The sequence below is a fragment of the Paenarthrobacter sp. NPDC018779 genome, from assembly GCF_044391085.1.
Taxonomy (GTDB): Bacteria; Actinomycetota; Actinomycetes; order Actinomycetales; family Micrococcaceae; genus Arthrobacter.
Window position 1 is genome coordinate 348,459 of sequence record NZ_JBIRZS010000002.1, and the last position, 25,788, is coordinate 374,246.

General features: G+C 63.2%; 26 protein-coding genes. 23 read left to right on the top strand and 3 right to left on the bottom strand.

Annotation, left to right across the window (positions count from 1 at the left end; translation table 11 throughout):
* Position 1 precedes the first annotated feature (1 nt).
* From thrB to ACH488_RS04020, 21 genes are all read left to right on the top strand, one after another.
* A complete protein-coding gene (gene thrB, locus ACH488_RS03920; RefSeq protein WP_397322391.1) occupies positions 2–976 on the top strand; it encodes a homoserine kinase in 975 nt (324 codons plus the stop codon).
* Positions 977–1,283: 307 nt separating this feature from the next.
* Positions 1,284–3,440 (top strand): transcription termination factor Rho, encoded by a 2,157-nt coding sequence (gene rho, locus ACH488_RS03925; RefSeq protein ID WP_397322392.1) that lies wholly within the window; start codon positions 1,284–1,286, stop codon positions 3,438–3,440.
* 270 nt (positions 3,441–3,710) lie between these two features.
* Positions 3,711–4,784, top strand: a complete 1,074-nt coding sequence (gene prfA / locus ACH488_RS03930; RefSeq protein ID WP_397322393.1) for a peptide chain release factor 1 — start codon at positions 3,711–3,713, stop codon at positions 4,782–4,784.
* An 18-nt stretch (positions 4,785–4,802) separates the two neighbouring features.
* The gene (gene prmC, locus ACH488_RS03935) at positions 4,803–5,675 is read left to right on the top strand and encodes a peptide chain release factor N(5)-glutamine methyltransferase (protein ID WP_397322395.1); all 873 of its coding nucleotides are present in this window, start codon (positions 4,803–4,805) and stop codon (positions 5,673–5,675) included.
* A 12-nt stretch (positions 5,676–5,687) separates the two neighbouring features.
* Positions 5,688–6,569, top strand: a complete 882-nt coding sequence (locus tag ACH488_RS03940) for an L-threonylcarbamoyladenylate synthase (RefSeq protein WP_397322397.1) — start codon at positions 5,688–5,690, stop codon at positions 6,567–6,569.
* Positions 6,566–7,351, top strand: a complete 786-nt coding sequence (locus tag ACH488_RS03945) for a WecB/TagA/CpsF family glycosyltransferase (RefSeq protein WP_397322399.1) — start codon at positions 6,566–6,568, stop codon at positions 7,349–7,351. Before ACH488_RS03940 ends, ACH488_RS03945 begins: the two co-directional genes overlap by 4 nt.
* Positions 7,351–8,304 (top strand): glycosyltransferase, encoded by a 954-nt coding sequence (locus ACH488_RS03950; protein WP_397322401.1) that lies wholly within the window; start codon positions 7,351–7,353, stop codon positions 8,302–8,304. The genes ACH488_RS03945 and ACH488_RS03950 overlap by 1 nt, the downstream gene beginning before the upstream one ends.
* A gap of 243 nt (positions 8,305–8,547) precedes the next feature.
* A complete protein-coding gene (locus ACH488_RS03955) occupies positions 8,548–9,660 on the top strand; it encodes an MraY family glycosyltransferase (protein ID WP_397322403.1) in 1,113 nt (370 codons plus the stop codon).
* Between the two features lie 121 nt (positions 9,661–9,781).
* A complete protein-coding gene (locus tag ACH488_RS03960) occupies positions 9,782–10,273 on the top strand; it encodes a hypothetical protein (protein WP_397322404.1) in 492 nt (163 codons plus the stop codon).
* Entirely contained in the window at positions 10,260–10,595 is a 336-nt protein-coding gene (locus ACH488_RS03965) for a hypothetical protein (RefSeq protein ID WP_397322405.1), read from the top strand. Before ACH488_RS03960 ends, ACH488_RS03965 begins: the two co-directional genes overlap by 14 nt.
* Positions 10,596–10,676: 81 nt before the next feature.
* On the top strand, positions 10,677–11,477 hold the full coding sequence (gene atpB, locus ACH488_RS03970) for a F0F1 ATP synthase subunit A (protein WP_397322406.1): 801 nt from the start codon (positions 10,677–10,679) through the stop codon (positions 11,475–11,477).
* 78 nt (positions 11,478–11,555) lie between these two features.
* Positions 11,556–11,759 (top strand): ATP synthase F0 subunit C, encoded by a 204-nt coding sequence (gene atpE / locus ACH488_RS03975; protein ID WP_009356484.1) that lies wholly within the window; start codon positions 11,556–11,558, stop codon positions 11,757–11,759.
* A 55-nt stretch (positions 11,760–11,814) separates the two neighbouring features.
* Positions 11,815–12,363, top strand: coding sequence for a F0F1 ATP synthase subunit B (locus ACH488_RS03980; RefSeq protein ID WP_387435864.1), 549 nt, complete (start codon positions 11,815–11,817; stop codon positions 12,361–12,363).
* Positions 12,363–13,190 carry a F0F1 ATP synthase subunit delta gene (locus ACH488_RS03985; protein ID WP_397322408.1) on the top strand — a complete coding sequence of 276 codons (828 nt, stop codon included), beginning with the start codon at positions 12,363–12,365 and terminating at the stop codon, positions 13,188–13,190. Before ACH488_RS03980 ends, ACH488_RS03985 begins: the two co-directional genes overlap by 1 nt.
* Before the next feature lie 83 nt (positions 13,191–13,273).
* The gene (gene atpA, locus ACH488_RS03990) at positions 13,274–14,911 is read left to right on the top strand and encodes a F0F1 ATP synthase subunit alpha (protein ID WP_397322526.1); all 1,638 of its coding nucleotides are present in this window, start codon (positions 13,274–13,276) and stop codon (positions 14,909–14,911) included.
* A gap of 76 nt (positions 14,912–14,987) precedes the next feature.
* Complete coding sequence (locus tag ACH488_RS03995; protein WP_397322409.1) at positions 14,988–15,878, top strand: F0F1 ATP synthase subunit gamma; 891 nt, start codon at positions 14,988–14,990, stop codon at positions 15,876–15,878.
* Between the two features lie 83 nt (positions 15,879–15,961).
* The gene (atpD, locus tag ACH488_RS04000) at positions 15,962–17,413 is read left to right on the top strand and encodes a F0F1 ATP synthase subunit beta (RefSeq protein ID WP_397322410.1); all 1,452 of its coding nucleotides are present in this window, start codon (positions 15,962–15,964) and stop codon (positions 17,411–17,413) included.
* 1 nt (position 17,414) lies between these two features.
* Positions 17,415–17,699, top strand: a complete 285-nt coding sequence (locus ACH488_RS04005) for a F0F1 ATP synthase subunit epsilon (protein ID WP_216923952.1) — start codon at positions 17,415–17,417, stop codon at positions 17,697–17,699.
* 10 nt (positions 17,700–17,709) lie between these two features.
* Positions 17,710–18,141 (top strand): DUF2550 domain-containing protein, encoded by a 432-nt coding sequence (locus ACH488_RS04010; protein ID WP_397322412.1) that lies wholly within the window; start codon positions 17,710–17,712, stop codon positions 18,139–18,141.
* 5 nt (positions 18,142–18,146) lie between these two features.
* Positions 18,147–19,445 (top strand): alpha/beta hydrolase, encoded by a 1,299-nt coding sequence (locus ACH488_RS04015; protein WP_397322413.1) that lies wholly within the window; start codon positions 18,147–18,149, stop codon positions 19,443–19,445.
* Complete coding sequence (locus ACH488_RS04020; protein WP_397322414.1) at positions 19,427–21,943, top strand: bifunctional lysylphosphatidylglycerol flippase/synthetase MprF; 2,517 nt, start codon at positions 19,427–19,429, stop codon at positions 21,941–21,943. Before ACH488_RS04015 ends, ACH488_RS04020 begins: the two co-directional genes overlap by 19 nt.
* A gap of 177 nt (positions 21,944–22,120) precedes the next feature.
* Here ACH488_RS04020 and ACH488_RS04025 read toward each other — a convergent pair whose 3' ends face one another.
* The 3 genes from ACH488_RS04025 to nucS all read right to left on the bottom strand — a co-directional run bounded on the left by ACH488_RS04025 (position 22,121) and on the right by nucS (position 24,586).
* Positions 22,121–22,324 carry a cold-shock protein gene (locus ACH488_RS04025; RefSeq protein ID WP_018776337.1) on the bottom strand — a complete coding sequence of 68 codons (204 nt, stop codon included), beginning with the start codon at positions 22,322–22,324 and terminating at the stop codon, positions 22,121–22,123.
* Positions 22,325–22,598: 274 nt separating this feature from the next.
* Positions 22,599–23,846 (bottom strand): N-acetylglucosamine-6-phosphate deacetylase, encoded by a 1,248-nt coding sequence (locus tag ACH488_RS04030; protein ID WP_397322415.1) that lies wholly within the window; start codon positions 23,844–23,846, stop codon positions 22,599–22,601.
* A 44-nt stretch (positions 23,847–23,890) separates the two neighbouring features.
* On the bottom strand, positions 23,891–24,586 hold the full coding sequence (gene nucS, locus ACH488_RS04035; RefSeq protein WP_397322416.1) for an endonuclease NucS: 696 nt from the start codon (positions 24,584–24,586) through the stop codon (positions 23,891–23,893).
* A 49-nt stretch (positions 24,587–24,635) separates the two neighbouring features.
* On the opposite strand from nucS, the gene ACH488_RS04040 reads away from it, so the two are divergent.
* Together ACH488_RS04040 and ACH488_RS04045 are read left to right on the top strand one after the other, a co-directional pair.
* The gene (locus ACH488_RS04040) at positions 24,636–24,968 is read left to right on the top strand and encodes an ATP/GTP-binding protein (protein WP_397322418.1); all 333 of its coding nucleotides are present in this window, start codon (positions 24,636–24,638) and stop codon (positions 24,966–24,968) included.
* A gap of 19 nt (positions 24,969–24,987) precedes the next feature.
* Positions 24,988–25,782, top strand: a complete 795-nt coding sequence (locus tag ACH488_RS04045) for an alpha/beta hydrolase (RefSeq protein ID WP_397322420.1) — start codon at positions 24,988–24,990, stop codon at positions 25,780–25,782.
* The last annotated feature ends 6 nt before the right edge of the window (positions 25,783–25,788 follow it).

The window sequence follows — 25,788 nt, forward strand, 5'->3', positions numbered from 1 at the left end:
AGTGGAAACATCGCAGCCCACCGCGACTGATCGTGCGCTCGTCGCGGCAGGCCAGCGGCTGACCGTCAAGGTCCCCGGAACGAGTGCCAACCTGGGTCCTGGCTATGACAGCCTCGGTTTGGCCCTGTCCATCTACGACACCTTGACGGTGGAGACCCTGTCCACCGGAGAGCTCGAGTTCGAGCTCTCCGGTGAGGGGGCAGACACCCTTCCGCGCGATTCGTCCCATCTGGTGGTCCGCGCCATCGACCTGGCCTTGGCGCGCCTCGGCTTCGAACGGGGCGGCCTGAAGATCATCGCGGACAACGTGAACCCGCATGGCCGCGGACTCGGCTCCTCAGCCTCGGCCGTGGTTGCCGCCGTGACCGCGGCGAATGCCCTGGTGCCTGAAGAAGCCCGGCAGGACCGCGACTGGATCCTTCAGCTGACCAGCGAAATCGAAGGCCACCCGGACAACGTCGCACCCGCGATTTTCGGCGGACTGGCGCTGTCATGGCAGGACAGCGAGCAGTACAGCAGCACCCGCGCGGATGTAGCGCCGTCGGTGGTTCCCGTGGTGGCCGTTCCGGACTATGAACTCTCCACCGAGACGGCCCGTGGCCTCCTGCCGGCCTCCGTCGGCCACCACGCCGCCGCCATGAACTCGGGGCGGGCCGCCCTGCTGGTCCACGCCCTCACCACACAACCGGCGTTGTTGCTGCCCGGCACCGAAGACTACCTGCACCAGAGCTACCGCGCCGAGGCCATGCGCCCCAGCGCCAACCTGATCGCGTCCCTGCGTTCGGCAGGTTTTGCCGCCGTGGTTTCGGGCGCAGGACCCACCGTCATGGTGCTGGCCAATGGCCCGGCTGAGGCCGATGCCATCACCGAACACATCAACGGATTCACGTCGGCCAACACACCGGACGTCGCTTGGCGTGTGATGACGCTGGCTGTGGACGTTGAAGGTGCTAGAGTGGAAGTGCACCGGCGGTAAAGCCGCGGGCAGTTCCCTGATTTTGGATCTCGGTGGTTTCGCCGTACCTTTCGTCAACTGTGCCAACGTCTGGCGGTGCCGTCTCCTTCCGGCCTGTCTCAGGTGCCGCAGAACTCTCTCTGTTTCCTGAAAATTCAGTCGGCTGTCCGGGCAACTGGATCCAGTGAAGACGATCAGTATCCGGCCCTGTTGGCCACAATCCATCAGGCACGGCCGAAATCAACGATTGCAGATCTGAACTGCAATCTGGAACAAATCATCGCGTCCGGCTCTCGCTTCGGACGCCGTCGAGGGGGAAGGATCCTTCGTGACAGAAACCACTGAGCTGGCTTCAGCTGTGGACACCACATCTTCTGCTGCCGAGTCGTCAACGGCAGCAACCACCAAGAGCAGCGGCCTTGCCGGCCTTAAGCTCGCCCAGCTCCAGGCTCTTGCCAGCCAGCTGGGCATCTCCGGGGGATCCCGTATGCGCAAGGGGGACCTGGTCAACGCCATTTCCGCCCATCGTGCCGGTACCTCCACGGCAAAGGCGCCCACCAAGGCTGCTGCCGCAAAGTCGGCCGCACCCAAGGAAACTCCTGCTGCCGAAGCAAAGCCGGCTGAAAGCAACGCTCCCGCAACCGAGGCCGCTCCGGAAGCTGCGGCCCAGGAGGCACCCCGCCGTGGCCGTGGCCGCAGCCGTCGTGCCACCAGCGATGGCGTCGTTGCCGCAGCAGAAGCCGCCGCGGCTACCGCCGAAGCCGCTTCTGCTCCCGCCGCTGAGGCACCGGCCGCGCCCGAAGCAGCCGAAGCCGGAACCGAACGCCGCCAGCCGCGGACGCGCAACCGCCGTCGTAATGACGCTCCCGTAGCCGAGACCGCAGAGGCGCCCGCTGCCGAGCAGCCGGCACCGGAAGCCCGCGGCACCGAACAGCGCGGAACCGAGCAGCGCAGCACCGAACAGCGGGGAACCGAGCAGCGCGAAGCCCGCACCGAGCAGCGCAGCACCGAACAGCGCGAAGCCCGCGCTGAGCGTTCCGAGCAGCGCGAACAGGCCGACAGCGGTGACCAGCAGCAGCGCGAACGCCGTGACAATTCCCGCAACCGCCGCGAGGACAGCAACGACGCCGAAGACGGCGGCAACCGCCGTAGCCGTCGCAACCGTCGCGACCGCAATGACCAGAACGACCGGAGCGATCGTCGCGGCGGTCAGGACAACCGTGACGGCAACAGCCGCAGTGACCGCTTCCGCGACCGCAACGAGCGTCGCCGCGGACGTGCGCAGGGACCCGACGTTGACGACGTCGAAGTTACCGATGACGACGTCCTCCTGCCTGTGGCGGGCATCCTGGACGTGCTGGAGAACTACGCGTTCATCCGCACCTCGGGTTACCTCCCGGGCGCCAACGACGTCTACGTCTCCCTGGCGCAGGTCAAGAAGTACAACCTCCGCAAGGGTGACGCCGTCGTCGGAGCCATCCGTGCGCCGCGTGACGGTGAAGACCGCAACCAGCAGTCCTCCCGCCAGAAGTTCAACGCCCTTGTCCGCGTCACTTCGGTCAACGGCAAGACGCCTGAAGAACTGAAGGACCGCGTCGAATTCGCGAAGCTCGTCCCGCTTTACCCGTCGGAGCGCCTGCGCCTCGAAACGGACCCCAAGAAGATCGGCCCGCGTGTCATTGACCTCGTTGCTCCGATCGGCAAGGGCCAGCGTGGCTTGATCGTCTCCCCGCCGAAGGCCGGCAAGACGCTCATCCTGCAGTCCATCGCGAACGCGATCACCACCAACAACCCTGAGGTCCACCTCATGATGGTGCTGGTTGACGAACGTCCGGAAGAAGTCACGGACATGCAGCGGACCGTCAAGGGCGAGGTCATTGCCTCCACCTTCGACCGTCCCGCCGACGACCACACCACGGTTGCCGAACTGTCGATCGAACGCGCCAAGCGCCTGGTCGAAATGGGCATGGACGTGGTGGTCCTCCTCGACTCCATGACCCGCCTGGGCCGTGCCTACAACCTGGCAGCACCGGCGTCCGGCCGTATCCTGTCCGGTGGTGTGGACTCCGCAGCCCTCTACCCGCCCAAGCGCTTCTTCGGTGCCGCCCGCAACATCGAAAACGGCGGCTCGCTCACCATCCTGGCCACCGCGCTCGTGGAGACCGGTTCCAAGATGGACGAGGTCATCTTCGAAGAGTTCAAGGGCACCGGCAACATGGAACTGCGGCTGTCCCGCCAACTGGCAGACAAGCGCATCTTCCCCGCCGTGGACGTCAACGCTTCCGGCACGCGCCGCGAAGAGAACCTGCTCTCGGCCGAAGAAGTCAAGATCATGTGGAAGCTGCGCCGCGTCCTCTCCGGCCTGGAGCAGCAGCAGAGCCTCGAACTGCTGACCAACAAGATCCGGGAAACGCAAAGCAACGTCGAGTTCCTCATGCAGGTCCAGAAGACGACGCTTGGAGCAAAGTCGGACAACGACAAGTAGCTGCTCTGGTGAGCCGCTGATTCTGCTGCCCCCGCCCCTACGCGTGGTGGCAAAGTCCCTTCGGACTTTGCCACCACGCTCCGGCAGGCCCGAAGCCACTCCCGGGGCAGCAGAATCAGCGGCTCGTTCCGCTTTCGGCCCGCCTTCGCGGGTTGGCAAAATGCTCGACGGCGGCACGGGTCTCCTGAAGGATCAACGTGGGCTCCAGCCCTGTGTCATTGGCCCGACGCCGCAGTTATTAGACTTGTACGAGTCGAAAGAGGTTTGAAAATGTTTGAGTCCGTCCAGGGATTGCTTGATGAGCACGCTGCCATCCAGGCACAGTTGAGCGATCCTGCTGTTTACGCCGACCAGTCCGTAGCCCGTAAGTTGGGGCGGCGTTCTGCCCAGCTCCAGGGCATTGTGGAGGCGTACAACAAGTGGCGCGGGCTCAACGATGACATGGAAGCCGCCAAGGAGATGGCGGCCGAGGATCCTGACTTCGCTGCCGAAGTGGAGCAGCTCGAGGAGCAGATTCCCGCGGCGCAGGAGCGGCTTCGGCGGCTCCTCATTCCGCGCGACCCGGATGACGCCCGCAACGTGATCCTCGAAGTCAAGGGTGGTGAAGGCGGCGACGAGGCTGCCCTGTTCGCCGGCGACCTGCTGCGCATGTATATGCGTTACGCGGAATCCCGTGGCTGGAAGACGGAAATGATCTCCGCCACCGAGTCCGATCTGGGCGGGTACAAGGACGTTTCCGTCGCCATCAAGGGCAACTCGAACGATCCCGCGGAAGGCGTTTTTGCGCGCTTGAAGTTCGAAGGCGGCGTGCACCGCGTGCAGCGTGTTCCCGTGACCGAATCGCAGGGACGCATCCACACGTCCGCGGCGGGTGTCCTGGTGCTGCCGGAAGTCGACGAACCCGAAGAACTCGAGATCAACCAGAACGACCTCAAGATCGACGTGTACCGTTCCTCGGGTCCGGGCGGTCAGTCCGTGAACACCACCGACTCCGCGGTCCGCATCACCCACTTGCCCACGGGCATTGTGGTGGCCATGCAGAATGAGAAGTCGCAGCTGCAAAACCGTGAAGCCGGCATGCGCGTCCTGCGGGCAAGGCTCCTTGCCCACCAGCAGGAGCAGATCGACGCAGCGAACTCCGAGCAGCGCAAGTCGCAGATCCGTACCATGGACCGCTCCGAGCGCATCCGCACCTACAACTTCCCGGAAAACCGCATTGCGGACCACCGCACCGGCTACAAGGCGTACAACCTGGACGCCGTGATGAACGGGGACCTGGAACCGGTCATCCAGTCGGCGATCGAAATGGACGAGCAATCGCGGCTTGACGCCATCGGCGAGTAAAGCCCGGTAGCCGAAGCCATGCCGTTCTACCCTGGCCAGAGCCTCGCGGACGCCGTCCGTGAGGCCACGGCTGTTTTGTCCGACGCTGGCGTCCCCACCCCGCGGGTCGACGCCGAGCTCCTTGCCGACCACCTCCTGAACGTGGGCCTTGGACGCTTGCGTGCGTTGCTCCTTGGCGATTCGCCGGCACCGGAGGGCTACGCCGCCTTGGTTGCCGAGCGTGCCGGACGCGTGCCGCTCCAGCACATTACCGGCGTCGCTTATTTCCGCCACCTGGAGTTGCGCGTGGGACCCGGCGTCTTCATTCCCCGGCCTGAAACCGAGTCCGTGGTGCAGTTGGTGATCGACCACCTGGCGGGGGTGTCCGCTCCGAAAGTGGTGGACCTCGGAACGGGTTCGGGCGCAATCGCCGGTTCGATCGCGCACGAGATCCCGGGGGCCGACGTCTACGCAGTCGAATTCAGTGCCTTGGCCCACGCCTGGGCTGCCGGCAACCTGGAACCTTTGGGTGTGACCTTGGTGGAGGGCGATCTCAGGGATGCGTTGCCCGAGCACGACGGAACCTTCGACGCCGTCGTTTCCAACCCTCCCTACATTCCTGCCGAAGCCATCCCCAACGAACCCGAGGTGGCCCTGCACGATCCCCCCGAAGCGCTGTACGGCGGGGGAGCAGACGGGATGGAACTTCCGACGGCGGCAGCCGCCTCTGCGGCCCGCCTCCTGAAGCCAGGGGGCTACTTCGTCATGGAACACGCGGAAGTCCAGGCCGGGTGGATCGCCGGCATGCTGCGGCGCGCCGGCCACTGGCAGGAAATCACTACGCACTTTGACCTCAACGGCAAGGAACGTGCCACGAGCGCAGTGCTGGCAAAGACCGCTCCCAACGAGTGAAAGAATAGCGCTGTGACCACAACCTACAATTGCACTTCCGATGACCAGCGGGCTGAAGGGCTGCAGCACGCGCAGCGCGCCATCAGCGAAAAAAAGTGCATCGTGATGCCCACGGACACCGTGTACGGCATCGCGGCAGACGCCTTCTCTCCACTCGCGGTGACCATGCTGCTGGCATCCAAGGGCCGCAGCCGCCAAATGCCTCCGCCTGTGCTGATCCCGCGGATCAACGCTTTGGATGGACTGGCCACCGATGTTCCGGCTGATGCCCGGGCACTGGCACAGGCTTTTTGGCCGGGTGGGCTGACGCTCATCCTCCACGCACAGCCTTCACTGGACTGGGACCTCGGGGATACGAAGGGCACCGTGGCCCTGCGTATGCCCGATGACGAGCTCGCCCTGGAACTGCTGGGCCTCACCGGTCCGCTCGCCGTCTCCTCGGCCAACCGCACTGGCCAGGAAGCAGCACAGACCGCCTCCGAAGCACGCCTGCAATTGGCGGAATCGGTGGAGGTGTACCTTGAGGGTGGCTTCCGGCCGGTCCAAGGCACGGCCGCCGTTCCTTCGACGATTGTGGACGCGACCTCCACCCCCTTCAAGGTGGTACGCCAGGGAGCGATTTCCCTGGACCGGTTGCGCGACATAGTGCCTTCCGTCTTGGGCGTGGGCGAAGTGGCGGCTCCGGAGGCAGCCGGGGAACAGAGCGAGGCCGACGCCGGGGGCGTCATCGATGCTGCTTCGGAACGCGTTACGGAAGCACCGTCCGAAAGCGTTACGGAAGCACCGTCCGAAAGCGACCTTGGGGCTGCTTCGGACACAACCCCCACATCGGCTTCGGCGGACGGGGAGGCAGGACCATCGTCCGGGGCCGCGCGCGAAGCCACCCCCGAATGATTCCCGAACGCCAGCGCGTCCCCGTCCTCGACGTCGACGCCACTCCGTTGCGCGCGGACGGGGTGGTTGCGGCGCTGGGACGTCTCATCGCCGATGGCAAAACCAGTACGATCCTTGGGCACAACCTGCACAGCGTCACGTTGTTCCATTCCCGACCGGAGTTCCGTGCGCTCTATGACAACAGCGAGATTGTGCTTCTGGACGGCGCTCCGGTAGCCATGCTGTGGGGCCTTGCCCACAGGGAGCAGTTGAAACCCCTGGGCCAGGGCACCATGGCTTTCCGGATGGGATCCATGGACTGGATTCCGGAATTGGGCGGCGTACCCGGACTGGAACGCGTGGCGGTGATCGGCGCCGGACGTGACGCCAACACCAAGGCAGTCGCCAAGCTCCGCACCATCATCCCGGGTGCTACGGTGGACGGCATGCCCGGCGAAGGCTGGGACGGAGCACTTGAGGACGCCGTGGTTGACTGGCTCGCGTCCTATCGCCCCCAACTGGTTTTGCTGGGCCTTGGCATGCCCTTGCAGGAGATGGTCCTGCAACGGAGGATCCAGCAGCTGCCGCCTGCCGTCTATTGCGCCGTGGGTGGAGCGATCGAACAAGTTGCCGGCGTGCAGAAGCTTGCTCCCCGCTGGTTGGGGCGGCTGGGCCTCGAATGGGCCTGGCGCCTGGTACTGCACCCGGGCCGGGTGGCCTACAGAGTATTCGTTGAACCGTGGAAGCTGGCGGGCCTTTTGATCCGCAGGCGTTTCCAGCCATCCCAGACCAAAGGGAAGTAATGTCAAAACCCGTGGTGGTTGCCGTAGTGGTGACCTATAACCGGCGCGAACTCCTTGAGACAACCTTGGCGGGCATCGCCGCCGGCACCCAGGTGCCGGACGCCGTCGTCGTGGTGGACAATGCCTCCACCGACGGAACTGCAGACTTTCTGCGCAGTTACGCGGGTCCGGTGCCTACCGATGTAGTCACTTTGAACACCAACGTGGGCGGCGCCGGTGGGTTCGTAGTAGGGATGGAACGCGCCGTTTTGGACCATGGAGCCCACCACGTGTGGATCATGGACGATGACACCGAGCCGCAGCCCGGTGCCCTCCGTGAAGCCCTGGATGTGTCCGAGGACTACGCCCGGCAAACGGGGGAGACGCCGGCATTCATCGCCAGCCGGGTGGTGTGGACCGATGGCCGCGACCATCCGATGAACCGCATGCGGCCGAGGATTGGTGCTGCTGAATCGGCGCGGGTGGCGGCCACACGGGTGGGTGCGACCCAGATCCGCAGTGCCTCGTTTGTCTCCGTGCTGGTCCATGCGGAGGAGATCAGGCGCCACGGCTTGCCGATTGCCGACTACTTCATCTGGAATGACGACCTTGAGTTCACGGCCCGGGTATCCCGGCGCGGTGTGGCGCTCACAACCGATGCGTCCGTTGCCAACCACCACACGAAGGTATTCGGCGACGCCGGCGCGGATCCCGGTCCCCGCTTCTATTACGAGGTCCGCAACAAGCTGTGGGTCTACACGCGGTCCAACGCACTGGCCCCGTGGGAGAAGGTTCTCTTCACGGGTGCTTCGCTGCGCAATTGGACCCGGACCATTGCGTCCTCATCCAACCGCAAAGTGTTGGTGGCAGGGTTCCTGAAGGGCCTGCGCGACAGCTACCGGCCGCCGCGGTCCAATGAAAAAGTCCTGGAGGGCATCTACGCCTTGCGGGACGTCACGGGCCCGCAAAAGTAGCGCGAACGCAGTTAAACGGCGGCCAAAAGCAGGCCTGCCGGCGGCTGCGTCGCGCCGGTGGTCACGGCGGTTGGCATTAGTATCGTGACTAGAGTCCACAGAAAACCAGCAACATTCGGCACGGCCGGTGCAGGCATGGCGACGGAGTAGTTCCATTTATCCACAGACAGCGTTCCACACACCAAGCTGCCCCGAATCATTCGATTTTTCAGCGGCCACCGCGCTGCGTTCCGGAGCCGCATCATGATCATGTATCTGCTGATGGCGCTCACGGCTGCCGTGGTGTCCTATGCGGGAACATGGGGTGCCCGGGTCCTGGGCAACAAGCTCCGGCTCTACCGCCCCATCCGCAGCAGGGACATGCACTCGTCTCTGATCTCCAAGCTGGGAGGCCTTGGCATCTTCGCGGGCTTTTTCGTAGCGCTTGTGGTGGCCAGCAACTCGTTCTTCGTCAAGGACATCTTCAGGCATAACGATGCCCCGTGGGGGATTCTCGCTGGTGCAGTGGTGATCGTCGCGGTGGGTGTGGCGGACGACATCCTGGACATCCGGTGGTGGATCAAGCTCCTCGGCCAGGCCGGAGCCGCCTTCATTGTTGCGATCTGGGGCGTCCGGATGTCCGTGGTTCCTTTCATACCTGAGCCGATCTTCATTCAGTCCGAGCTGGTCCAGATCGTCCTCACTGCAGGGTTGATCGTGACCACCATGAACGCGGTGAACTTCATCGACGGCCTGGACGGACTCGCTGCGGGCGTGGCGACCATCGGTGGCGGGGCGTTCTTCCTGACGGCCTACTGGGTGCACCGGAACAATCCCTCAACGGACAACTCGGACCTGGCCACGCTCCTGATGGCCATCCTGGTGGGTGGCTGCATCGGGTTCCTGCCGCACAACTGGTTTCCCGCCAAGATTTTCATGGGTGATTCCGGGGCCATGCTGATTGGCCTCCTCATGGCCGCGGCAGGTGTCGTGGCCACCGGACAGATCGGTTCCGGCCTCTATGACCGCGCCAACGGTATTCCCACCGTCATTCCGATCCTCTTGCCATTTGCCGTCTTGTCGCTGCCGCTGCTCGACTTCGGCATGGCCGTGGTCCGCAGGACCGCGCGGGGACAGTCGCCGTGGTCAGCGGACCGCGGGCACCTCCACCACAAGCTCGTGGACCTCGGGTACTCGCACCGCACCGCCGTCGTGATGCTGTACGTGTGGACGTGCATCCTTGCCTTTGGCGGCGTCGCGTTCGCTGTCTTTCCCTGGCAGATCGTCCTGATCGTGGATGTTGCTGCGGCCCTGGTGATGGCAGCTGTCACAGCCTGGCCCTACTTCACCCGAAACACGGCGCAACCGGGGGAGTAGCCGGAAGCTCCCGGTTAGGGTCACAGTTCTATCTCGTGTAGAATTTTCGGTGCGGACAGTCACTCGCCCGTAACCCCCACTTTGAGAATATGGCTCCCCTGCCACGAGGATTGGTATCCCCATGACATCCAACGCCGAAACCGGACGTCCGTCCGGCAAACGTGGTGTTGGAGTTTTCGGGCGCATGTCCTCGCTGTGGTTGGGGCTGCTCCTTCTGAGTACCTGCGTCGCGGCTATCGCCGCTGCGGTCACTTCAGTGATCGCCGCCGTGCTCGACGGCGGACCGGCTTCGCTTTCGACGGCGGCCGGCGCCCTGCTGGTCATGCTCTTCTTTGCCATCAGCCTGCTGATTGGCCATTTCGTCGGCCGGAACAATCCTTCCGGGGCTATCGGTCTCTTTGTTGCGACGTATTTCGTCAAAGTCGTCGGGTTCGCAGTCGTGCTTTTTGCGCTCGGCAGGCCTGACTGGCTCAACGGCCGCTGGTTCCTGATCGGCGCCGTGGTCAGCGTCGTGGCATGGCAGGCAGCCGAACTCTACGGTTTCAGCAAAGCCCGCCTCCAGATCTTCAACGATCCTGCGGACCGAAAGGGGGGCCCTGATGGCACTGCGTAAGCGCAAGTCTTCTCCGGCAACTCCCGCTTCCGGATCCACCCACGCAGCCGATAATGCCGAAGTCCGGAATGACGGCGGATACAACGCCGGCCTCGCGGTCTTCAGCTACATCATTGGCGGGATCATTGTCTGGAGTTTGATAGGCTGGGGACTGGATAATCTGTGGGGGACCCGCTGGATTGTGCTCCTTGGCGCTCTGCTGGGAGCCGCAGGAGGGTTCTATCTTTCCCATATGCATGGCCTCACCAAGCAAAGCACTTCTGCCGGAGAGAACAACGCAGACAGCGGTCCGTCCAAGGACGGGGACAGTAATGCCAAATAATTTCACATGGAATGGGGATGCGTCGAACGTGTCCACGTTCCGCCCAATGCCCAATGATGGACACAGCAGAGAGGAAACGCGTTGATCGCGCTTGCGCTCCCAGCCCAGGATTCGGGGTCCTTCACCCCACCCGGAATCGAAGAAATGCACCTGCCGGCAATCCTGCCCTGGGGTGCTGCGGACGGCTTCTCCAAGCAAATGCTGCTGGTGATCCTGTCGGTCGTCATTATCGCCGCCTTCTTTGTGGCCGCCGCCCGGAAGCAGCAGCTGGTCCCCGGCAAGCTGCAGTTCGCCGGCGAGATGGCCTACGGCTTTGTCCGTAACAGCATCGCCAAGGACATCATCGGCGGCAAGGACTTCATCAAGTACGTCCCCCTGCTGTTCAGCCTGTTCTTCTTCATCCTGGTGAACAACATCTACGGCGCCATTCCGGTGATCCAGCTCCCGAGCTTCTCCCACGTGGGCGGCGCCTACGTGCTGGCAGGCATCGTGTACTTCACCTGGATCATCATCGGCATCAAGAAGAACGGCTTGAAGTACTTCAAGCTCGCAACCGTTCCCTCCGGTGTTCCGTGGTACATCCTCCCGATCGTCGTTCCGATCGAAATCATTTCCAACTTCCTGGTCCGCCCGGTAACGCACAGCCTCCGTCTGTTTGCGACCATGCTGGCCGGCCACCTGATCGTCATGCTCGCCGGATCCGGCATCGAGTTCCTCGTCATGCAGGAGAATGTCCTGCTCAAGGGAACCTCCGTCCTGGTGCTGGTCGGCGCCATCGCCATGTACATGCTCGAAGCCCTGATCATGGCGCTGCAGGCTTACGTGTTCACGCTGCTGACCGCGATCTACATCGAAGGCGCCCTGCACGCCGACAGCCACTAAGGCACCCACACTTCCCCTGTAGGGGATTGAAGTAAACCAAACAACCTGCCACATGGGTGGCATCTTGAAAGGAAAAAAATGGAAGGCAATCTCAACCTCGTAGGTTACGGTCTGTCCGCAATCGGCGGTGGTATCGGTGTTGGTCTCGTGTTCGCGGCTTACATCAACGGTGTTGCTCGTCAGCCGGAAGCTCAGCGCGTGCTGCAGCCGATCGCGTTCCTTGGTCTGGCCCTGACCGAAGCTCTTGCCATCCTCGGCCTCGTCTTCGCTTTCGTTCTCTAGTTTCAACTTCAGAACACAGCGAATTCCGCAACCGAGTAGATAGGACGGGTGAAACATGAATCAGCTGATCATCTCAGCCGCCACTGAAGGGGCAAACCCGCTCGTTCCCAACGTTTGGGAAATGGGCGTTGTCCTGGTCGGCTTTGCTGTCCTCCTGTTCATCGTGGTCAAGTTTGTTGTCCCGATGTTCGAGAAGACGTTTGCAGAGCGCGCCGAAGCAATTGAAGGTGGCATTGCGAAGGCCGAGCAGGCCCAGGCAGAAGCTTCTGCAGCTCTTGAAGAGTACAAGCAGCAGCTCACCGATGCCCGTGCCGAGGCCAACCGCATCCGCGAAGAAGCACGTGCCGAAGGCGCCCAGATCCTCGCGGACCTGAAGGCCAAGGCAGCTGCCGAGTCTGCACGCATCACCGAGCAGGCACACGCCGCCATCGAGTCCGAGCGCCAGGCAGCTGTTGTCTCGCTCCGCTCCGAGGTTGGCACGCTTGCTACCACGCTGGCAGGCCGCATCGTCGGCGAAGCACTCAACGACGACGAGCGTTCGGCACGTGTCGTGGACCGCTTCCTGGCTGATCTGGAGACCCAGAACGCAGGTGCAGCTAAGTAATGGCAGGAATATCGAGCGAATCGCTGACCACAGCACTGGCAGACCTGGAAGCCAAGCTTCCTTTGGCCTCGCTGCAGTTGGCAAAGGACCTCTTCGGAATCCTGGGAACGGTGGACAGCTCGGCTGGCTTGCGCCGCGCCCTGACTGACCCTTCCCGCAGCGGGGACGAGAAGTCGGCGCTGGTCAAGCAGCTGGTTGGCGGAAAAGTCTCCGCTGATGCTGCTGAGATTGCAGGCGGACTGGCCAGCTCGCGCTGGGCATCCGCACGCGATATCGGCGATGCACTCGAGACGCTTGCCGCCACGGTCGTCATTGCGGTAGCTGAAAACAAGTCGGCCGTTTCTGCCTCCGGTATTACGGGGCTGGAAGAGCTGGAAAACGATCTGTTTGCTTTCAACCAGGTTGTCGCTTCCAGCCACGAAGTACAGCGGGCTTTGTCTGAGCCGCAGGCATCGGGTGCCGCCAAGACTGCCCTTGCCGAGAAGCTTGTTCCTGGCATCAGCGAGGAAGCCAAGGTTCTTATTGGCCAGGCAGTTTCGGAGCCGCGCGGTGTCAAGCCGAGCAAGCTCGTCGAATCCTTCGCCAAGCTTGCAGCCAAGCGCCAGCAGCGCTGGATTGCAACTGTCAGTGTTACCCGTCCGTTGACGGAAACGCAGGCCAGCCGACTGCAGGCCGGGCTCAACGCCCTCTACGGCCGCGAACTGAAGGTCAACATCACTGTTGATCCTGCACTGATCGGTGGAGTCCGTGTCCAGGTAGGCGACGAAGTGCTTGACGCTTCGGTCATCGCCCGCTTGACCGAACTCCGCCGTCAGCTCGCTGGCTAGTGAAGACAAAGCACAACTAACTGATATAAACCCGGTCATCGTGAGCAACGATGATCACGAAAACAGGAGAGCAGGGACTGCAGATGGCCGAATTGACCATCAACGCCGACGACGTCCGTAATGCGTTGAACGAGTTCGCGGCGTCCTACGAACCCGGTAACGCAGAGCGCGTAGAGGTTGGTCGCGTGACCACCGCAAGTGACGGCATCGCCCGTGTTGAGGGTCTTCCCTCGGTCATGGCGAACGAGCTGCTTCGCTTCGAAGATGGCACGCTGGGCCTGGCCCAGAACCTTGACGTCCGCGAGATCGGTGTCATTATCCTCGGTGACTTCACCGGAATCGAAGAAGGCCAGGAAGTTCACCGCACCGGTGAGATCCTGTCCGTGCCCGTTGGCGACGCCTTCCTGGGCCGCGTGGTTGACCCCTTGGGCCAGCCGATCGACGACCTCGGCGAGATCAAGGCCGAGGCCACCCGTGCACTGGAACTCCAGGCTCCGGGCGTGACCGAGCGCAAGTCCGTTCACGAGCCCATGCAGACCGGCCTCAAGGCCATCGACGCCATGATTCCGATCGGCCGTGGCCAGCGTCAGCTGATCATTGGCGACCGCCAGACCGGCAAGACCGCCATCGCCGTTGACACCATCATCAACCAGAAGGCCAACTGGGCTTCGGGCGATGTCAGCAAGCAGGTTCGTTGCGTTTACGTTGGTGTTGGCCAGAAGGCTTCCACCATCGCAGCCGTCCGTCAGACCCTCGAGGACCACGGTGCACTGGAGTACACCACCATCGTGGCTTCCCCGGCTTCGGACCCTGCCGGCTTCAAGTACCTCGCACCGTACGCAGGCTCGGCCATCGGCCAGCACTGGATGTACGGCGGCAAGCACGTCCTGGTGATCTTCGACGACCTGTCCAAGCAAGCCGAAGCCTACCGCGCCGTGTCCCTGCTGCTCCGCCGCCCGCCGGGACGTGAAGCATACCCGGGTGACGTCTTCTACTTGCACTCCCGTCTCCTGGAGCGTTGTGCAAAGCTCTCCGACGAGCTCGGTGCGGGTTCCATGACCGGTCTGCCGATTGTCGAGACCAAGGCGAACGACGTTTCCGCCTACATCCCCACCAACGTGATCTCCATCACCGATGGCCAGATCTTCCTCCAGTCGGATCTCTTCAACGCCAACCAGCGTCCTGCTGTTGACGTTGGTGTGTCCGTCTCCCGCGTTGGTGGCGCCGCACAGGTCAAGTCCATGAAGAAGGTCTCCGGTACCTTGAAGCTGGACTTGGCCCAGTACCGCGACATGCAGGCTTTCGCCATGTTCGCCTCGGACCTGGACGCTGCTTCCCGCCAGCAGCTGACCCGTGGCGCACGCCTCATGGAGCTCTTGAAGCAGGGCCAGTACTCGCCGTTCCCGGTTGAGAACCAGGTTGTTTCCATCTGGGCCGGTACCAACGGCTACCTGGACGACGTTCCGGTTGAGGACATCAGCCGCTTCGAGTCCGAGTTCCTGGAGCACCTGAAGCACCAGTCCTCCATCCTGACCACGCTGGCCCAGACCAACGTCCTGGATGACGACACCGCCGCAGCGCTGAAGGAAGCAGTCGTTTCCTTCAAGAAGGGCTTCTTCGGAGAGGGCGACAACCGACTGGTCGGTGCCGGACACGAAGAGCACGAAGCGATCTCGGGCGGCGACGTCGACCAGGAAAAGATCGTCAAGCAGAAGCGCTAGTTTCGATGACCTGCTCTGCCGGGGTCCGCAAGGGCCCCGGCAGGGCGGTACGTCGGGAACTTAGGAAAGGATAAGTATGGGAGCCCAGATTCGGGTCTACCGTCAGAAGATCAGCTCGACGACGTCGATGCGCAAGATCTTCAAGGCGATGGAACTGATCGCTACCTCGCGCATCGGTAAGGCCCGCGCCCGCGTAGCAGCTTCACTGCCTTACGCGAACGCCATTACCCGTGCCGTTTCTGCTGTCGCGACCCAGAGCGAAATCGACCACCCGCTGACCACCGAGCCGGAGCAGATCCGCCGCGCCGCCGTCCTGATCATCACCTCGGACCGTGGCCTTGCAGGATCGTACTCCGCAAGCGTGCTCAAGCAGGCCGAAGGCCTCACCGAGCTTCTTCGCGCAGAAGGCAAGGAAGTCAAGTCGTACCTGGTTGGCCGTAAGGCCCAGGCGTACTTCGAATTCCGTAACCGTGACTACTCCCGTGTTTGGACGGGTGGTACGGACGCTCCGGAATTCGGAACAGCCCAGGAAATCGGTGCTGCACTTCTCGAAGACTTCGCCACTGACTACGCCGAGGGTGGCGTGGACGAGATCCACGTCGTCTACACGCGCTTCAAGTCGATGGTGACGCAGGAGCCGACGGTTATCCGTTTGCTTCCGTTGGAGGTCGTCGAAGAGGAAGCAGCCTCGGAGTCCGAGCTGTTGCCGCTGTACGAATTTGAGCCGGAAACGGAGCAGGTCCTCGACGCCCTGCTCCCGCGTTACATCGAGTCCCGCATCTTCGCAGCCATGCTGCAGGCAGCAGCTTCCGAGCTCGCGGCCCGCCAGCGGGCCATGAAGTCGGCCGGTGACAACGCAACGGAACTCATCAAGAAGTACACGCGCCTTCGCAACACGGCCCGCCAGGCCGAGATTACGCAGGAGCTTTCCGAGATCGTGGCCGGCGCCGACGCCCTCGCGTCCTAGCCGGTACGGATCCGGCTCGAAGCCGCACCTGCACCAAACAGATAAACTTAACCCCACGCCATCTACTGAGTGAAGTGAGAGAGATGACTGCCACTGCTACCGAACACGTAGCAACGGCCGGCGCCACCGGCCGCATTGCCCGTGTTATTGGTCCGGTTGTCGACGTCGAATTCCCGGCTGACGCAATCCCCGAGATCTACAACGCACTGACCACTGAGGTCACCCTCAACGGCCAGACCAAGACCATCACGTTCGAGACCTCCCAGCACCTGGGTGACAACCTCGTTCGCGCCATCTCCCTGCAGGCAACCGACGGCCTGGTCCGCGGTACCACCGTGCAGGACTCCGGCGCTCCGATCTCCGTGCCCGTTGGCGACGGCGTCAAGGGCCACATCTTCAACGTCCTCGGCAAGCCGCTTGACGTTGACGAGTCGGAGATCAAGGCTGACGCCTACTGGCCGATCCACCGCAAGGCTCCGAACTTTGCGTCCCTCGAGGGCTCCACGGAGATGCTCGAGACCGGTATCAAGGTCATCGACCTCCTGACCCCCTACATCAAGGGTGGAAAGATTGGTCTGTTCGGTGGCGCCGGTGTTGGCAAGACCGTTCTGATCCAGGAAATGATCACCCGTGTGGCCCGTAACTTCGGTGGTACCTCGGTATTCGCCGGCGTTGGCGAGCGTACGCGTGAAGGCAACGACCTCTGGGTTGAAATGGAAGAGGCAGGCGTCCTCAAGGACACCGCCCTCGTGTTCGGCCAGATGGATGAGCCGCCGGGAACGCGTCTGCGCGTGGCACTGTCCGCCCTGACCATGGCGGAGTACTTCCGCGATGTCCAGAACCAGGACGTGCTGCTCTTCATCGACAACATCTTCCGCTTCACGCAGGCAGGTTCCGAAGTTTCCACGCTGCTCGGCCGTATGCCGTCCGCCGTGGGTTACCAGCCGAACCTTGCTGACGAGATGGGCCTCCTCCAGGAGCGCATCACGTCCACCAAGGGCCACTCGATCACGTCCATGCAGGCAATCTACGTCCCTGCTGACGACTACACCGACCCGGCTCCGGCAACCACCTTCGCCCACCTCGACGCGACCACGGAGCTTTCCCGTGAAATCGCATCGCGTGGTCTGTACCCGGCTGTTGATCCGCTGACGTCCACGTCCCGTATTCTGGACCCCCAGTACATCGGCAAGGACCACTACAACACGGCTGTCCGTGTGAAGCAGATCCTGCAGAAGAACAAGGAACTCCAGGACATCATCGCCATCCTCGGTGTTGACGAACTGTCCGAAGAAGACAAGATCGTCGTGTCGCGTGCACGTCGTATCCAGCAGTTCCTGTCCCAGAACACCTACACCGCCAAGCAGTTCACCGGCGTCGAGGGCTCCACCGTCTCCATCAAGGACACGGTTGAAGGCTTCACCGCCATCTGCGACGGCGAGCTGGACCACATCGCAGAGCAGGCGTTCTTCAACGTCGGTGGCCTGGATGACGTCGAGCGCAACTGGGCCAAGATCCAGGAACAGACCAAGTAGTATGGCTGAGCTTGAGGTTGAGATTGTCGCAGCGGACCACTTCGTGTGGTCCGGCGCGGCCAAGATGGTGAAGGCCCGCACCAGCGATGGTGAAATCGGAATCCTGCCGGGCCACTCGCCCCTTCTGGCCATCCTGGCCGAGGGCGAGCTGGCAATCCAGCCGGTTTCCGGTGACCGCATTGCGGTAGTGGTGGACGGCGGATTCTTCTCCGTCGACAACGACCGTGTGGTCATTGTTGCTGACAACGCCCAGTTGGGCGAAGCGGCTACAGCGGGGATCCGATAGCACGACCTTGATGGACGATTCCCTTATTCCGTTCATCGCCCTGGCAACGGCGTTTGCGTTGCTGATTCTTACACTGTGCCTGTTTGGGGTGCGCCGCTTCAATCTGCGGCGCGCCCTGGGCACGGTAGACGCCTCCATTTGCATGGCTGGAAACAGCTGGCAGATGGGGGTTTGTCGTTATCAGGACAATGAACTTGAGTGGTTCCGCTTGATGTCCCTCAGCGTGATACCCAAATACCGTTTCAAGCGCAGTTCCCTGGAACTCCTTGGACGGCGTAAACCCACCGAGGACGAACTTGTCCGGGTCCAACCCGGCGTGGTGGTTGTGGAGCTTCAATACGAAGGCCAAACCTTCATGCTGGCCATGAAGTTCGAAGCCTACGCCGGGCTTTCATCATGGCTTGAAGCCGGGCCTGTCATCGGTGTTGGAACCTGGCGTTAGGCGTCATGGATTTCCTGTCCGACGTCAGCCTCGTTGACGGGCCGTTCTTCTGGTTCTCCCTTATCTGCGGAGTTGTTGGCGCATCCTGGTTGCTTTGGCGGCGCAGGCGCTGGTGGCCGGTGGTGGTGGTTGCTTCCCTTGCGCTGGCTGCCGGCGTGGTGGCACTGACGCATTGGCTGCTCATCGACGTGATGGCCACGTTCTCTGAGAACCTGCCTTTTGAGACGCTGGTGTGGTCCACCGTTGCGGTAGCTGCACTTCTTCTTTGCGTGGCCCGCTTTCCCCGCGCTGCCTGGAAGGGGCGCTCCGCGAGTGTCGCCGCAATGCTGGGCGTCGTGCTCCTGTCCGTGGTCCAGGTCAACTCCTACTTTGGCCTCAACAACACCGTGGCCGACCTGCTGGGTACAGCCGTTGCGCGTATCCAGCCGTTGGAAGCAGGACTGCAGCGTGCTCCGGACAGCACGCCCGGCCCGTCGCCGTCCGCCTGGAAGGCGCCCGAAACCATGCCCCGTGGGGGTACGCTGCGCCGGGCGGACATTCCCGGTACTGTTTCCGGCTTTACCGCGCGGGAAGCATACGTCTACCTCCCGCCGGCGTATCTGACCGAAAACCGCCCCAGCCTTCCCGTGCTTATCCTGTTCTCGGGTCAACCCGGCGGTCCGGCCGATTGGCTCACGGGCGGGCAGCTCCGCTCGCAGCTGGACAAATTCGCCGAAGCACATGGCGGTATTGCACCCGTCACCGTGGTGGTCGATCCCAATGGCTCGGCCAACGCAAACACCATGTGCATGGACAGCAGGATTGCTCCCGCGGATACCTATCTCTCCCAGGACGTCCCCATGTGGATCAGCAAAACCCTGGCTGTCTCCACCGACCACCGGCAATGGGCCGTGGGAGGGTTTTCCTTTGGGGGAACGTGCGCGGTCCAGATGGGTACCGCCCACCCGGAGCTGTTTCCTTCCGTGGTTGGGTTCTCGGCCGAGCAGGAGCCTGCCCTCGCCAAGGACAGGAACAAGACGATCGCTGACTCGTTCGACGGCGACGCAGCGGCTTTCGAGTCCAGGACCCCTTTGTTCCTGATGCAGCAGAGGCAGTATCCAGGCAGTGGCATGTACTTGACGGCCGGGGCTACGGACAATGAGTTCATCGCTTACATGCACGCCTTGGCAGACGCTGCCCGGTCTGCGGGTTTCACGGTTGAGGACCACGTCATAGACCACTCCGGACACTCGTGGGACTCAGTGGTTCGCGGCATGCCCGGTGCCCTGGACTTCTTGGCGGCCAGATGGGGGTTGCCGCAGTGAGCCTCGCCCTGAAGGGTTTCATCCAGCCGGCCATGCGGCAGGCGGGGCGGCATTTGCTGGCTACGCCCTTGACGCTGGCCGTGGTGGGAGTGTTCGTCCTTGTCTCCATCGTTTCCGGCAGCATCGTCGCCGGTCCGCCCGAGTCCTGGCTGCCCGTGGCGGGCGTGACGCTGCGCGGACTGCGTGCCGGCGAATGGTGGTCCATCTGGACCTCCCTCTTTTTCACCACCAACGTTCCTGCCTTCGTCGTCGTCGTGCTGATGATCCTTTTCCTCCTGGGCCTGGCGGAGCGCCATTTCGGGTTCCTGAAAACATCCCTGGTATTTCTCGCCTTCCAATTCGCCTGCGTCACGGCCTTCTTCCTGGTGACCCAAATAGCGCGGTACGCGGACGACGGCTGGATCTCCCGCATGGTGGACACCCGGCTCATAGGTCCCTACGGCGCCTTGCTGGCCACGGCCCTGGCTGCCAGCGCCAAGCTGCCAACGCTGTGGCAGCGGCGGTTCCGCACGGTGGCGTTGTCCATCACCTTGCTCCTGGTGCTTTTCGTTGGGCATCCTGAGACGCTCATGGGCTTGTTGGGCGCGTTGATCGGGTTGGCGGCGGCGTGGTGGATGCAGAGCAACCAGGGCCATCTCCATCTGCACAGGTCCACGGGCCGCGAGGTGCGGAACCTCCTGTCGCTGACCATGGCCATCTTTGCCGTGGGCCCCATTCTTACTGCCGTAGCCAAGAGCCCATCGGGGCCGCTTGCCTTGCTTCGCGATGTGATCCTCAACCCCCTGCCCACGCTCAGCCAGTTGGAGGGCAACTGCGGGGGGACCATTGATGTAGCGTGCCTGGAACTGGGCCGGCAGGGCTATACCGGGCCCTTCGGCCTGGCCCTGGCCGTGGTTCCGGTGGTCCTGTTGCTCATCTGCGTTGACGGGATGCGCCGTGGACGCCGCCTGGCCCTGGGCATTGCAATCGGCGTCCAGGTGGTGGTGGTGGCTTTGTCCACGCTCTATCTCGGCCTGTTTGCCGGCATGCCGCAGCTGCCGGGCCGTCCGAGGGTGGGCATGATGAACTCGGCTGTGGCGCACCTGATCCCGCTGGTCATGGTTCCGCTGATCCTGGCGATCCTCCTCTTCGCGTACCGGGGACATTTCCGGGTGGAGTCGTCGACGCGGATGCGTCGCAGGGTCTTTTGGTTCGTTGGGCTCAGCGGTGTGGCCCTCGCTCTGGCGTACACCATCGTTTGGTTGGCTTCCGGCGGAATGGCGCGCGACGGCGGCTTGCTGGGTTTGGGTACTGAACTGGCCCGCCAATACCTGCCGGTTCCTTTGCCCGGCCTTTACCGCAAGGTGTTCGCCGAGCGCGATGCCCTCGAAGTGTTCCTTTTCTCCTACTCGGGCACTGCTTTTTGGCTGGTGGCCCTCATCGGCGTCTGGTTGCTGTTGATCCGCGGACACCATGCAGGTGGCCTTGACCACCAGTCCCGGGAAAAGGCCCGTTCCCTGGTGAAGGCGGGCGGCGACTCCTTGTCCTGGATGGCGTTGTGGGAACCAAACAAGTACTGGTTCACTCCGCAAGGGACCGGGGGAGTGGCCTACCAGCAGCACGGACACGTTGCGCTGACGTTGGCCGGACCCATTGGTGCGGCGGAGGGGCATCGGGCCACTGCTTTGGGTTTCCTGGAGCATTGTTCGCGGAACGCCCTGATCCCTTGCCTGTATTCGTGTACGGACGAGTTGTGGCCGGAGCTGCAGGCAAGGGGTTTCCGGAGGGTCGCCGTTGCGCAGGAAACCCGGCTCAGGATCCGTGGCCTGGAATTCCGCGGCAAAGAGTGGCAGAACGTCCGGACTGCCCTCAACAGGGCCAACAAGATGGGAATCACCGCCGTCTGGGGTGCCTTTGGAGAGCTGCCGCACTCCTTGCGGGCAAAGGTGGGCGAGGTTTCCGAGGAATGGGCGGCGCAGAAACGCGTCCCGGAAATGGGTTTCACCTTGGGCGGCATGGATGAGCTTGAGGACCCGGATGTCCTGTGCTGCGTTGCTGCCGACGAGGCGGGCACGGTCTACGGAGTCACCAGTTGGTTGCCGGTCTATGACAACGGCACGGTTGTCAGTTGGACCCTGGACTTCATGAGGCGCAGTGGTGATGCCTTCCCCGGAGTGATGGAGTTCCTGATCGCCTCGGCCGTGCTGCACCTGCGCGAGTCGGTGGAGGTGATCTCGTTGTCAGGTTCACCACTGGCCAGGGACAAGGATGAACCGGACCAGCGGCCCGAAGGCTTGGCAGGAATCCTGGACCTCGTGGGGCAGGCCTTGGAACCGGTTTATGGCTTCCGCTCCCTGGCTTCCTTTAAATCGCGCTTCCAGCCTGACTACAGGACGCTGTACATGTATTACCAAGACCCCTTGCACCTTCCGGCAATGGGCCGGGCCCTGAGCCGCGCTTACCTTCCGGGTTTATCGGTCCGGCATTCCGCCCGGTTGTTGCGTACCCTGGTTGGTTGAATTGTCAACGCTCCATTTGGGGAGTCTTTTCGCATTTCTTCACTGTTTGTAACAGGCCTTGTCAGAAATATCAGACATTTCCGTCCGCAATGATTGGCGCTTAAACAGCTTGGCCCCGGCTAAATGCCGGGGCCAAGCTGTTGGTGAATCTGCCGGAGGCAGGTTCAATGGATCAAACTAGACGACGGTGACGCCGGTAGCCTGGGGACCCTTGGCGCCCTGGCCGATCTCGAACTGAACGCGCTGGTTCTCATCGAGGGTCTTGAAGCCGCCGGTCTGGATCTCCGAGTAGTGAACGAAGACGTCGCCATCCGAGTCGTCCGGGGTGATGAAGCCGAAGCCCTTTTCAGCGTTGAACCACTTGACGGTTCCGAGTGCCATGTATTTCTCCTCAATTTGGAACATCAGTCCGATACACCGCGTACCGGCCTTGTTACTCCGCGAGAAGATCCGGATTCCTTCCGGTTGCCCGGTTGGTTTCGCAGGAGCTTCACGCTCGCAACTCGTCTTGCGAGCATGAAAACCACCTACACAAAGACTGCTACAACACTTTCATGCGCGGTGCCGGAGGTCAACGGTCTTTTTGGTAATTCGGGAAAATTTTCGGTAAAAAGCCGGTTACGACGCCCAAAGTAATTCCGCATGGACCTTTGGCCTATGACAACCATTCGCCATTTCGCATGACCCCCGTCAGTCCCAGTTCCTGGTCCGCGGTCACGACGTCCGCCCGAAGTCCCCGGCGCAACCCGCCGACTTCATCCGAAAGGCCCAGGACGCCGGCCGGAACCGCCGTGGCGGAGCAGACGGCGTCGGGGAGGTCGACGCCGGCTGCGACGGTCCTGCGCACTACGTCCAGCAGGGTCGCGGTACCGCCGGCGATGGAACCGGTGGCATCCAGGGTGGCTACGCCCTTGCTGACCGTCACGGGGGAGGGACCCAGCATGTACTGGCCGTCGGAGAGTCCGGCGGCCGCCATGGAATCGGTGACCAGCACGATGTTGTTTGCCCCCACAAGCTGGAAGACCGTGGCCACCGTGCTCGGATCGAGGTGGGTATCGTCGGCGATCAGTTCCACCACTGCCTTGCCGGCCTGCGCAGTCCGCAGGCAGGCCGCAACCGGCCCGGGCGCGCGGTGGTGCAGGGGAGGCATCCCGTTGAAAAGGTGCGTCACGGTGGGAAGTGAGCTGACGCCGTCGAACCCTGCCGACTCAAGCCCCTCACGTGCGGCGGCCAACGACGCTGCCGCCGTGGCGTCGTCGCAATCCGTGTGGCCCAGGGAGGGAGTCACCCCGTGGGACGTCATCAAATCCACCAGCGCGGCAGCTCCCGGAAGCTCCGGTGCGTAGGTCATGGTGGCAAGCTTGCCTTCCGCAGCCGCCACGAGTTCGTCCATGAGGTCCAGGTCAGGTTCCAGCAGGTAGGCAGGGTTTTGTGCGCCACACCGTGCGTGGGAGAGGAACGGGCCCTCCAAGTGGATGCCTGCGACCAGGCCTTCGTCGGCGAGCTTCACGTACAGTTCGATGCCGCGAAGCAAATCCTCCCGTGGTGCCGTGACCATGCTGGCCAGGAACGTAGTGGTGCCGGAGCGGTGCAGGAAGTCCACTGCCTTGCGGGCCGAGGATTCCTCCCCGCCGGGGAAATCGCCGCCGTTGCCGCCGTGGCAGTGCACGTCCACCAGTCCGGGCAGCAGGTAGTGGCCGGCCGGGACGCCATGCCGGATGGCGCTCTGGAAACCGGGAAAGTCTTCAGGGACGAAGGCCGAGGCCGGCCCGGCATAGGCGATCCGGTCACCCTCAATTGCCAGCAAACCGTCTTCCACCACCGTTCCGTCGGTGACGAGCGTTCCCAGGAGGATCTGGTGGCTGGGCGCGGAAGGACGGACAGAAGAGTCTGCGGCAGTCATGGTTCTGATTCTAGTGGCCTGCCGCACACGCCTCGGGTGCTGGGTCAGAAGAGCCGTGACTCGCTGTCATCCACGCCCCGCATTGCGTCATAATCCAGGGTCACGCAATCGATGCCTCGGTCATTGGCCAGCACCTTGGCCTGCGGCTTGATCTGCTGCGCTGCGAAAATGCCCCGGACCGGTGCCAGGAGGGGATCGCGGTTGAGGAGTTCCAGGTACCGGGTGAGTTGCTCCACGCCATCAATGTCGCCCCGCCGCTTGAGCTCAACGGCAACTGTTGCCCCGTTGGCGTCCCGGGCGAGGATGTCCACGGGGCCGATCGCCGTGAAGTATTCGCGGCGGATCAGCGAGTAGCCCGTGCCAAGGGTTTCGATCTGCTCCGCAAGGAGCCGCTGCAGATCGGCTTCCACGCCGTCCTTGATCAGTCCCGGATCAATGCCGAGCTCGTGGGAGGTGTCGTGCAGCTGCTCGTAGATGTTGATGATGAGCCGGTCGTCCGACTTGGCGGACTGGACCGTCCATTGCTCCACGACGCCTTCCTCCACGTCTGCCTCCTCGGGCGAGGTAACACGGAGTGTGGCCGGCGGACTCATCCAGTTCAGGGGCTTGTAGGAGCCACCGTCCGAATGCACCAGCACCGAGCCGTCCGCCTTGACCAGCAGGAGCCGTGTGGCGAGCGGGAGGTGGGCCTTGAGGCGGCCAACATAATCAACAGAACAACGGGCTATGACGAGTCGCACCCGCCCAACATTACCGCGTGGAGTCCTGCGGCTGGGGCAGAATGGACTCATGCCCCGCTCCAACCGTCCCCGCCGAAACGCGTCCGCAGCGCGTTCCAACAAGTGGGCCGAGGCTGTCCCGGAGCTGGATCTGGAACGGTCCCGTGCCGGCATCGCGCGCCGGGAGAGTGCCCCGGACGGGGACTGGATGGTCCGCACCATGACCGCCCGGAAAGCGGAGAAGCAGTACATTTGCCCGGGTTGTTCGACGGCCATCATGCCTGGGATCGCCCACTTGGTGGTGTGGTCTGACAGCCATCTTTTCGGCGAGGCAGCTGGGCTGGCCGAACGCCGCCACTGGCACACCAACTGCTGGACATCACGGACGTACCGCTACCGCTGAGTCGCTTAGGCTTGAAGGCATGACTTTCGATCCCGCCACGCTCGTTTTCGTGCCCCAGGATGCTCCGTCGGAGATCCGGGCTTCCACCGTGTTGCCTGCCCGTCGCGAAAACGTGGAGTTCACCACGGAAGACGGCAAGGTGTTGGTAGGCGAGTTGGCCCTTCCGGAGTCCGGTGATGTGGCGGCGACGCTCATCATGCTCCACCCCCTGCCTACCCATGGCGGATTCATGGATTCGCACGTCTACCGCAAGGCTTCCTACCGTCTGCCGGCGCTGGCCGGGGTGGCAGTGCTGCGATTCAACACCCGCGGTACTGCGTCGCCCCGCGGAACCAGCGAAGGCCACTTCGAGGAAGGCATTGGCGAGCGTTACGACGTCGAGGCAGCCGTCCGGTTCGCCGTGGACCGCGGCCTGCCCAACCGTTGGCTGGTGGGCTGGTCCTTCGGCACCGAACTGGCGCTCATGTACGGGGCGGTCGAACCCGTTGCCTCGCAGGTGGAGGGCGCGGTCCTCCTTTCGCCGCCGCTGCACCGCGCCACTGACGTGCACCTCAAGGAGTGGGCCGCCTCCGGCAAGCCGCTGAGCGTGCTCGTCCCCGAGCACGACGACTACCTCCAGCCCGCCGAGGCCGCCGCCCGCTTCAGCCTGGTCCCGCAGGCCCGGCTGGTGGGGGTGGATGGCGCCAAGCACCTGTGGGTGGGCGAAAAGTACGCTGCGCGGGTCCTGGATGAAATCGTCGACGACGTCACTGAGGCGGGTGCCGGCGTGGACGGCCTGCCGCGCGTCTGGGCGGGGTCGGTCGCCAACGGCTAGTCCGGT